Genomic DNA, 8,912 nt, shown 5'->3' on the forward strand with positions numbered 1-8,912 from the left:
CCTTTTTATCGATTAAAGCATGTATAGCTTTTAACTCGATAGAACCCGCATACAATTGGCTGACATTGGATCCTGCAGCTCCGGAGACGCCAGCGGTTAAACCGATACCAATACTAACTATAGATACTACGACAGAAAATAATGCGAATAAAAATATAGACTTCATGGTTTACTCCACTGACAAGTTAGACGCCCAGATTTTAGTACATTATGCCGAAGCGATTAAATCAAAGTTAACATCCTCAAAGCTGGACATCATGCAGTCTATGAGCGACTTAGTCGCTAGACGGGATCAACTCCTTGTGATGCAAACTATGGAGAAAAACAGAATGTAAATATTGCCAAAAAACCTAACGATGCCCATAAAACCTGTCTTAACCGTGTTCAAAAATCAGATAGAGAAGATTGAAAACAAAATAGTCTCATTAATTGAAAGCTGTCCAGACTATCAAGGCAAAAACATCATCCTGCAAAGCATGAAAGGTATCAGTAAAATAGCCTCGGCTTCCATCATCAGTAACTTACCTGAGTTAGGTCATATCAGCAGCAAACAAGCGTCTGTATTAGTCGGTGTGGCGGCTATGGATCGAGAAAGTGATCGATATAAAGGATACCAAAAAATCCAAGGTGGAAGACATTAAGTCAAAACCGTTTTGTTCATGGTCATTATGTCTATTATTCAAAGTAATCCTGTTTTTAGGGAGTCCTATCAACGGTTAGTAGCAGTGGGTAAACCTAAAGAATTGGCTATCATCACCTGCATCAGAAAGATGGTGGTTATCTTAAATTCTATGCTGAGAGACGGCGTAATGTGGGAAGCGCCAAAGGCTATAAATTAACTATTGACGCCATAGTCTCTCGTTATATTGCCTTACCAAGCGTGATTCTTGTCACCATATCTAACAATCCAGCCTGTAATATATGCTCCTAGAAACATAATGGCTGCCACTGAAGGATCTTGTAAAAAGATCCAATACACAAAACCAGCAAACAGCATAACTAACTCGACCAAAACAACAGTGCGCTTTTTATAAATCCCGAACATGTTAGCTCGGAACCACCAAGGTAAAACTTTCCAATTTTCCGATTCTTTATCTATCACAGTAATTTCCTCTGTTAATTTTGAAATATCTACTTCAAATACAGAGGCAAGGCTTTGCAATGTTTCAAGACTAGCTTTTTTCCCACTCTCAACGCGCTGAATAGTCCTCACATTTAAGGCACAACATTCTGCTAATTGTTCCTGAGTCCAGCCATTTCTATCTCTTAATTTTTTAACAATCATATTCTTTCCTTATGCCTCTGCAAGGAAACTATCGCAACTTTATAGTGTTGTCGGCTACGACATTACCCCGACAATTGGTCGACAGATGATATTTTGGCAACATAACGCTTTGCTTTAGGGCAATTTGTTATAATTGACAATAAATAATAAACATCCTCTTTCAAAGGGACGGGGTAATTAAAGAAATTAACTCGCTTCGTATTGTTTAGCATCCTTTTATTTTCCGCAATCGGCGGGGAATATAACCCTGAGAGATTCAAACTATTCAGTTTTGTCTTTTTTTGTTTTGATTAACAGGCCAAAACCAAGTTATAACTTGTGCTGCCAGTAAACCGAAAAATAATCCTGCAGTATTTGCTACCATATCAAGCCACTCACCATAGCGATTAACGTAGGGTTGCACCAACTCAACCCCACCACTCCAAAATACAAAGAATAAACCGATGAACATCCAATAATTTGGTCTTCGCAACGCTACAGGAAACATCAATGCGCCATAAGCAATAAAGTGATGAGTTTTATCACTACCAGGTACAGAGGGCAAACTTTGTAGTGGATAAAGAGATAAGACAGTGATAACTGCAAGAATAAATAGCGTAATCGCAATCCAATAAGTCCTAATAGTTGCGAATAATATAATCATTAATATTTCCTTTGTATAGAATCATTAACGCTACAAATATGGGGATTTTAGGCGCGCTTTTTCAGCGAATAAAATTCCCACCATGATGTTTTTGTTATATAAAATACACTGCATTTGACTAATCTTTATCAAGATAAACACTTAAATCTAATGTCTCGTAAGCGCATTTTGTAGAAATAGGTATTACGGACTCAAACCTTTGACTGACATATCCGGCTTTCTCAACAAGTAAATCATGCTCGATTAAATCATACCCGCCTCTTATACTAAAAGTCTCCGAACAGTTATTCAGTGCAGACCCGTAAATAGTTTCATTTCCGTTTGCACTATCAACAGTCAAAATGGCATCACATACGTTCAGCGCTTCTTCATTAGCATCGAAAAACTTAACATTTACAATAGGAATAATCACAGGCAAAGTTATCTCTGGGCATTCTGACACTTCCTTATTATCTCCACTACAACCTGTTACGAAAACCACCGATACTATTGCTAATTTCAAAACATTCATTTCACTATCCATGTTATTTAACACCTGAGTTCACCAGCATTTGAGATGATGCCTGTTTTTGCGGAAACAAAATGGGCAGCGGGTCAAATGTCTGGTGCAACGACTTGTTATGCACAATCCGGCCAGACTTACAAAATACATTATCTGAACTCGCCAGTGGCAAACCAATGTGCACAATCGGGACCAAGCTCTGATTCCGCACGTTGCTCATAATTCAAGACCTGTTTAGCAGAAAGCACATCAAGCCACCGACCATTCGTGCCTTTGTGAATGAAGGTTTGCGCGCCTCCATCCCAGAACGCGCCTCCAAGAGGAACACTCTTTGTGGCATTAGCCCTCATATAGTCAAAACTGCAATGCTTTAATATATTCTCCCACTTCGATTCTTCGATGGGTGTGCCAATGAATTCTGCAATGCGGCGAATCTCTCCAGGCATGTCTGACTTCAAATTCGCAAAATGCACCATGTGCACGTTCGGCAAATTATGAATCTCCCACCAAGTGCGAGCATTGTCCCAGAGCGACCAAAATGGAAAGCCGTCTTTTTCCAACCAATCGTCGAAATACTGAGAAATCGACGAGCATGGTAACTCTATCTCTGGGCCGATTCTGCCTGGCGTATTGTTAAGAGCATCGTACCAAGCTGTGTTGGCATTAAGATGATGATTGTAAAGGCTCCAAACAACATCGCGCCCGTCTCGACCAATGTAGATGTACTTTGCCTTTTCCGAAAAGACCAAGGCATCCACAGGCAAATGAGTTTTTACGAATCGACGATGCGTCTGTTCCTCGACCGCTGGCAACTTAACTTCTTTCGGAGGAACTCGCAAATCCATCCACGGCGACATTTCAGCTACTTCCAAGCCCTCCTCGCCTGAAAACAGGAGCTGGGCCACAATTTGCTGCATCCAAGTCGTCCCGGATTTGGCATAGGTCGAAATAACAATATCGTCATCACGGAATACAAATTCATTCCAGATTGTCGAATCAAAATGGTGGTTGTTAAGCTCTCGTTTCTTCACGGGAAAAGTGATTTTATTCATTAGCGGTCATCTCCTTAGCCTACAAGTTGCGTATAACGCTTGACGTATGGGGATTTTGAGAACGCTTTATCAGCGAGTAAAATTCCCACCATGATGTTTTGGTTAAGTGCGTTTTAAAATTATAGATTGCTCTTTTTAAATCTATAAGCAAAACGATCTTGCAAACCACCAAAATCACCCCACGGTTTAGTATGATCATCAAGCCTGTTTCTTAGTACAGATATTTGGCTATCATATACAAAACCCGCTTTCTCCATTTCTGATTTAACGTAATGCTCTCCGATCCGGTGAAGATCGCCTATATTGGCCAAACCTGAATCAGGCTTTGCTGCGTTGTCTAGTATAATCACAGTGCCACCTGACTTTAAAGCACCCTTTAAATTGGCCAATAATTCATCACTCATTTCTTTATTTAAATAAATGTCATGCAGAACAAAAAATATGATGATTGCATCCAATTTATTGGATTGAATTTCGTTTTCAGCAAGCACTTGCGCATGTTCATTTAAAGAGTGTTCTCTAAGTGAAATAACATTTGAAAGTCTATTGTTTTCAAGGCGTTCTTTTTTATAAAGAAAGTGCGCATACACTTTACCTGATTTACCAACAAGCCACGATAACAATTCTGTTGTGTACCCTCCACCTGCACCAAGCTCAAGAACTTTGTCGCCTTCTTTAATTTGAGTAAAAGGAAGAATATCTAATGGTTTGCGTTTTTCGTCGAAAGCAAAGTCTGTTTTAAGTCTTTCGGGATTATTAACTGCGGCTTCATACATGTCATTCGCACTACTCTCGAACGAAAATGAGATGCTCAATATTAAAAGCAAGGCAACGTGAAAACGCTTAATTTGACTAAATTCCATTTATTACTCCATATTTTGATTTGGTAAGTAAAGCACTTAACGCCCTGTTAACAGGCAAAAAATTGTTGGCTAAAATAGCGACGAAGGAGCAAAAGCCAACTGTTTTTTGTCCTTGTTTAACAGCTTGTAAGATATATTTAGTTCAACACTTTAATTTGGCTTATTGATTTAACTCTTATGTGAGTTTGAAAATAATATTTTTGACTTCTTTTACCGTTAAAGCCAAACCAAATTTTTATTTGTTTGGCTTCACCAGTAACTTCAATATTTTTATTAATGAAGTAGGCTTCAGGTGAAGAGCCATATTTTTTGGTAAACGCTACGATTGTTTTAGGGTGAAGTGCAACTGTAATATTTCTTCTATCCCTGTAATCTAACTCAGTGTTTAAATAGACAACTTTTCTCTCTATACCTGAGGCTTGTATTGAAAATTGAAAAGTACTTTTTACACCTTTTGGGGCATTTACTGCTGTTTTTTCAATTAATCGCATAACATCAGTTGATGATGATTTTGAAGTTACCTCTGGTGTTGCAGTACATGCAGATAAAACTAAAATTAATAATAATAAAAAATATTTCATTGAAATGACATCCTTGTTTGTATACCTAACGCCCCACTAAGAGGCTTTTAATTGTTGGTTAAATGTGAAGCGAAGCGGAACCTAACCAACTGTTAAAAGTCATGCTTTAGTGGCTTGTTAGGCAAATGTTGATTCACACTATAAGCAAAATATATAAACCACAAATATATCATTAAATCTAGAGAGCGTTGATAAACACCAACAACGAGTGAATTAGGATCTAGATTTAAGAATGCGTAAATGCAAGTGACTCCGATGGTCAAGCTTACAAATTTATAAACTTTATATTGCGAAATGAATGAAGAACCGGATGACAAAATAAATATTGATATTATCCCGCAAAAATAACCAGGAAAAGCTGACAACATATGAATGTTATGGGAAATCGTAGGTTCAACTGGCCTACATTCAAAGTCACATGGATATAAAGCAGAAATACCAAGAGTCACAGCATAAACAACAATAAAGCTAAGTCCTGTTATGTTTTTCTTTGTTTTAGGAACCGCTAAAAAGGAAGTAAATACAAATGCAAGTATAAAAAGCTCTGTAGGGATGAAGCCTAAATAATTAACATATTCACCATGTGGTGAACCTGTTGCTCCTAATTCACTGATAAACTGAGTTATATGGCTATATTCAGGATAATATAAGCCTGCAACAATAATTGTTCCAGCGAACCAAACTAGGCTCAATATTGGAAAAGCCAAGAGTAAATTTTGTCTATTCAGCATACGTACCTCTGATAGTTTGCCTACATCCGCTTAAATGGCGAAAATGGCTCTTTATTTTTGTCCGGTTGAAACGTTTGTTATACTCAACGGCCACGTAATTTCAATTCAGACAGTTCATTTAATAAGTCAGCTTTACTCATCGCGGCTTGACTGATACCCGCAATAAATCCAGCAAAAAAAATGGACGTTAATACCCAAGAGACATCACCACCACTGAAGTGAACAAATCCGATATAGGTAAGCATACAAAAAAAAGAAAATGCAGGCATGTAACTAAGTCTCTTGATTTTCCTCTCTAATTTGGCGATTCTTTCATTTTTCTGAAGATAAATTATACCATCAACATCTTCAGTAGTTTTCATAGTCATGATTTATCCTGTTGTGTATAACGTCGCAATAAAAGGCGAGCGTTGGTGAGTCCAGCCCACGCTTTTTGTGGGCGCCTTGTAATTGCCTTGTTATACGATATTACCAAAATTTCCACCATGGCTTATTAGGTGAACCTGTTTGGCTTGGAAATAAAATTTCACCTTCATTGGCACTTACATCGAAGAATCCAACGGAATGTTTAATGGCAAGTTCCCTCATTTTTGGGTAAGCCTCTCCAGCTACAGACCACGCAAATGCTGAGTAAATAACGTCTTTACCGACACAATGGTCAGTAACTTTAGGATCATCAACATCATCTGAAGCTAGAGGTCCGTTCATAGCTGGAAAGAAATCAACCATTTCTTTAAACCAAGCCTGAAGAGGTGCTGATGCGACAGCGTGATCTTGGTAACTATGATCTTCTGACCATTCAGTTTGCTCTCCAAACCATACCATAAAATCTTCTCTTGATTTTGGGGCAACAGCAGCCTCAAATACCATCAAGTCATAGCTCATCGTGAATTCCTATTTTTCGTATAACGCCTCATTAAGAGGCTAAAAATAGTTGGTTAAAATAAGTGACGAAGGAACAAAAACCAACTGTTTTTTGTCCTTTTAAATGACTTATTACAGCACAATTGCAGTGACCAACATTCTGAGTGCCATTACGCTTAATAAAACCTTAATAACAAAAATTAACTTTTCATTATTTGAAAGCAATCTTATCCGCGTACCAATAAAAGATCCAAAAATCGAACCCAGAACCATATACATCAATAAGTTAAAATGCTCCAAAAGCGATACACCTATAGCCATAAACACAGGAATCTTTGCTAAGTGGCTAATAGTCATGAACATTGAGCTAGTTGCTATGATTTCATCTTTTGAGCTTAGCTCCTTAGTTAAAACTGCAAGTGACAACGGCCCTGTCGCGCCAACAATTAAACCCAAACCAGTTTGAAGTAGACCAATAACATAATAACTTTCATATTTTTTAATTAATTTAGTGAAGCGCTTACTCCATAAACTGAGGATAATATACATCCCAATACCAATGGGCACATACTCAGTTGATATATTTAATAATAAAAATCCAAATAAAAACACACCAATAAGCGAACCGACAAGAAACTTTGGAAGTAATGGCCATTGAACATATTTTAAGGAAAAAACCATGCGCGATGAGTTGCTGGCTAGTTGCGCAATACCATGAATGGGGATGATTAAACTAGGATTTAAAAATAGAGGAAGTACAGCTATTAACAACATTCCCCCACCAAAGCCTATAACTCCGGCAATTACTGAAGTAATAAACGAAATTAGTCCTAAAATATACTCGAGATGCAAAATATGCCCTTTGCGCTATAACGAGGCTGTAAATTAACTCGTTTTAAATTCATCTAGGTCATACACAAAAGATATCTGAGTTCATAACTCGATTCAATCGATTACTTAATTTGACCTTCAATATTAAGAATAGTGATTTAGTGTTGTTTTGACGGGCGTTTAGACAAGGTTTTAGTGGCTTTATTGAGGGTGCAAAGGGGTCACTGTTCTTAATGCATCGTATTTTGCAGCTTTTCTATATTATGAATAAGGCAATACAGTTGCCACTGAGCATTCACTTTGACCTGGCGCGTAAGGTCAGTTTGTTCATGACTTTATTCGTCATGATGTTTCCGAATACAAGCTTTATGCATCCCAGCCGTTTTGAATATTGTCGTCGTCCCATCGGGCTGTCTATTTTGATTTTCGTCTTGTCACTATAACTGAGCTGCTTTCGTGACGCGTCGTTTAAGAACTGCACTTGTCGTCCTCTTTCAGTCGGGGGCTTACGCATGCATTGTTCTTGCAGGGGGCAGCTTTTACAGTCTTTTAAATAACCGCCGAATCGTGTGTACTCTTTGTTGTTACTCTTGACATTGATACCACTGCACCACATGAGATTACCGGCTGGGCAACAGCAGGTCTGATTGTGTTTATCGTAATGAAAGTTTTGTGAGGTAAAGAGTCTTGATTTGCCTTTTCGTATTTTAGACAACGCTTTTCTTTTTCTGTGTGGTTGGTTTCACTTTCTTTAAACAGAGGGTTTCTGCTTCTAAACTGGGTATCAGCAATATAAGTATCGAAGCCGCTACTGGACATGAAGGCTAAATTATCTTCACTGTTAAAGCCGCTATCGGCTGTAAATCGCGTAGTCATTCCAAAGCTTTTATCATCATTTTTGGCAGCGTTGAGTTTATCGAGTTGCTGGTTAAGTTGTTCAATGGCTGGCTGCAGTGTTTGTTGCTCTCCCACTGAACCCCATGTCTGGGCTTGGAGTATTATCTGGTGTTTATCATCGTTTATCGCTATCCCGTTGTACCCTTGGATAGTGCCTTTTGACGAGGTCATCTTCGCGCTGTCTGGATCAGTAATATTACTTTTAACCGGCTTGCCCTAACCAAAAACTTAACTAGACACCCAAAGTAAAAAAGCACCCTATTTCAACGTAATCAACAAGCACAAATTGTTGGGTATCAGCTCACTATTTATGTTTTGAAGTGACAAGTACGACTTATTTGGAATTAATGAAGATGAATGCTGTGAAATGTGTCGCTCAGTTCAAATTGCAGACAGTAGGGAACGACATATTTTTGTTAGTGACTTTGACTATTTATGGGGATGTAACTCAAGCGGATTGAAGTAAAGCTCTGGCCTTTGCCATACCTCGTATACGTTGATGGTTTGTGTGATGTTTGAATTGTTGCAACATATGCTCACTGCCAACGGCGGTGCTGAAGTGTTTTTCGAACTCGGTAGTGAGAGTCAACCATTGCTCTGAGTCGAGGCCGAGGCGCGCTAAAATGGGGCTATGATGTTGCTCTATATAACCTGCTTTATCCT

12 protein-coding genes and 2 pseudogenes are annotated in these 8,912 nt (G+C 38.5%); 1 reads left to right on the forward strand and 13 read right to left on the reverse strand.

Annotated features, from left to right (window positions below; genetic code table 11):
• Positions 1-176 precede the first annotated feature (176 nt).
• Positions 177-839 (forward strand): annotated as a pseudogene (locus QZ562_RS17230) (transposase); the annotation flags it as partial.
• 32 nt (positions 840-871) lie between these two features.
• On the opposite strand, the gene QZ562_RS17235 reads toward QZ562_RS17230, so the two are convergent.
• The 13 genes and pseudogenes from QZ562_RS17235 to QZ562_RS17295 form a co-directional block, all read right to left on the reverse strand.
• Positions 872-1,285: a helix-turn-helix transcriptional regulator gene (locus QZ562_RS17235; protein WP_293762892.1), complete on the reverse strand. Its 414-nt coding sequence runs from the start codon at positions 1,283-1,285 to the stop codon at positions 872-874.
• A gap of 265 nt (positions 1,286-1,550) precedes the next feature.
• Positions 1,551-1,928 (reverse strand): VanZ family protein, encoded by a 378-nt coding sequence (locus QZ562_RS17240; protein ID WP_293762895.1) that lies wholly within the window; start codon positions 1,926-1,928, stop codon positions 1,551-1,553.
• 118 nt (positions 1,929-2,046) lie between these two features.
• Positions 2,047-2,451: a hypothetical protein gene (locus tag QZ562_RS17245; protein WP_293762897.1), complete on the reverse strand. Its 405-nt coding sequence runs from the start codon at positions 2,449-2,451 to the stop codon at positions 2,047-2,049.
• A gap of 128 nt (positions 2,452-2,579) precedes the next feature.
• Entirely contained in the window at positions 2,580-3,482 is a 903-nt protein-coding gene (locus QZ562_RS17250) for a sulfotransferase domain-containing protein (RefSeq protein WP_293762899.1), read from the reverse strand.
• Positions 3,483-3,601: 119 nt separating this feature from the next.
• Complete coding sequence (locus QZ562_RS17255) at positions 3,602-4,345, reverse strand: methyltransferase domain-containing protein (RefSeq protein ID WP_293762901.1); 744 nt, start codon at positions 4,343-4,345, stop codon at positions 3,602-3,604.
• A 137-nt stretch (positions 4,346-4,482) separates the two neighbouring features.
• Positions 4,483-4,926 carry a hypothetical protein gene (locus QZ562_RS17260; RefSeq protein WP_293762903.1) on the reverse strand — a complete coding sequence of 148 codons (444 nt, stop codon included), beginning with the start codon at positions 4,924-4,926 and terminating at the stop codon, positions 4,483-4,485.
• 92 nt (positions 4,927-5,018) lie between these two features.
• A complete protein-coding gene (locus tag QZ562_RS17265) occupies positions 5,019-5,657 on the reverse strand; it encodes a DUF998 domain-containing protein (protein ID WP_293762905.1) in 639 nt (212 codons plus the stop codon).
• Positions 5,658-5,740: 83 nt separating this feature from the next.
• Positions 5,741-6,025: a hypothetical protein gene (locus QZ562_RS17270; protein WP_293762908.1), complete on the reverse strand. Its 285-nt coding sequence runs from the start codon at positions 6,023-6,025 to the stop codon at positions 5,741-5,743.
• 100 nt (positions 6,026-6,125) lie between these two features.
• The gene (locus tag QZ562_RS17275) at positions 6,126-6,542 is read right to left on the reverse strand and encodes a hypothetical protein (protein WP_293762910.1); all 417 of its coding nucleotides are present in this window, start codon (positions 6,540-6,542) and stop codon (positions 6,126-6,128) included.
• Positions 6,543-6,653: 111 nt separating this feature from the next.
• The gene (locus tag QZ562_RS17280) at positions 6,654-7,373 is read right to left on the reverse strand and encodes a sulfite exporter TauE/SafE family protein (RefSeq protein WP_293762913.1); all 720 of its coding nucleotides are present in this window, start codon (positions 7,371-7,373) and stop codon (positions 6,654-6,656) included.
• A 274-nt stretch (positions 7,374-7,647) separates the two neighbouring features.
• A complete protein-coding gene (locus QZ562_RS17285; RefSeq protein WP_293762916.1) occupies positions 7,648-7,968 on the reverse strand; it encodes a transposase in 321 nt (106 codons plus the stop codon).
• The gene (locus tag QZ562_RS17290) at positions 7,902-8,420 is read right to left on the reverse strand and encodes a hypothetical protein (RefSeq protein ID WP_293762919.1); all 519 of its coding nucleotides are present in this window, start codon (positions 8,418-8,420) and stop codon (positions 7,902-7,904) included. The genes QZ562_RS17285 and QZ562_RS17290 overlap by 67 nt, the downstream gene beginning before the upstream one ends.
• 277 nt (positions 8,421-8,697) lie before the next feature.
• A pseudogene (locus QZ562_RS17295) lies at positions 8,698-8,912 on the reverse strand (transposase); the annotation flags it as partial.

The organism is uncultured Paraglaciecola sp., from assembly GCF_913058035.1.
Classification (GTDB): Bacteria; Pseudomonadota; Gammaproteobacteria; order Enterobacterales; family Alteromonadaceae; genus Paraglaciecola.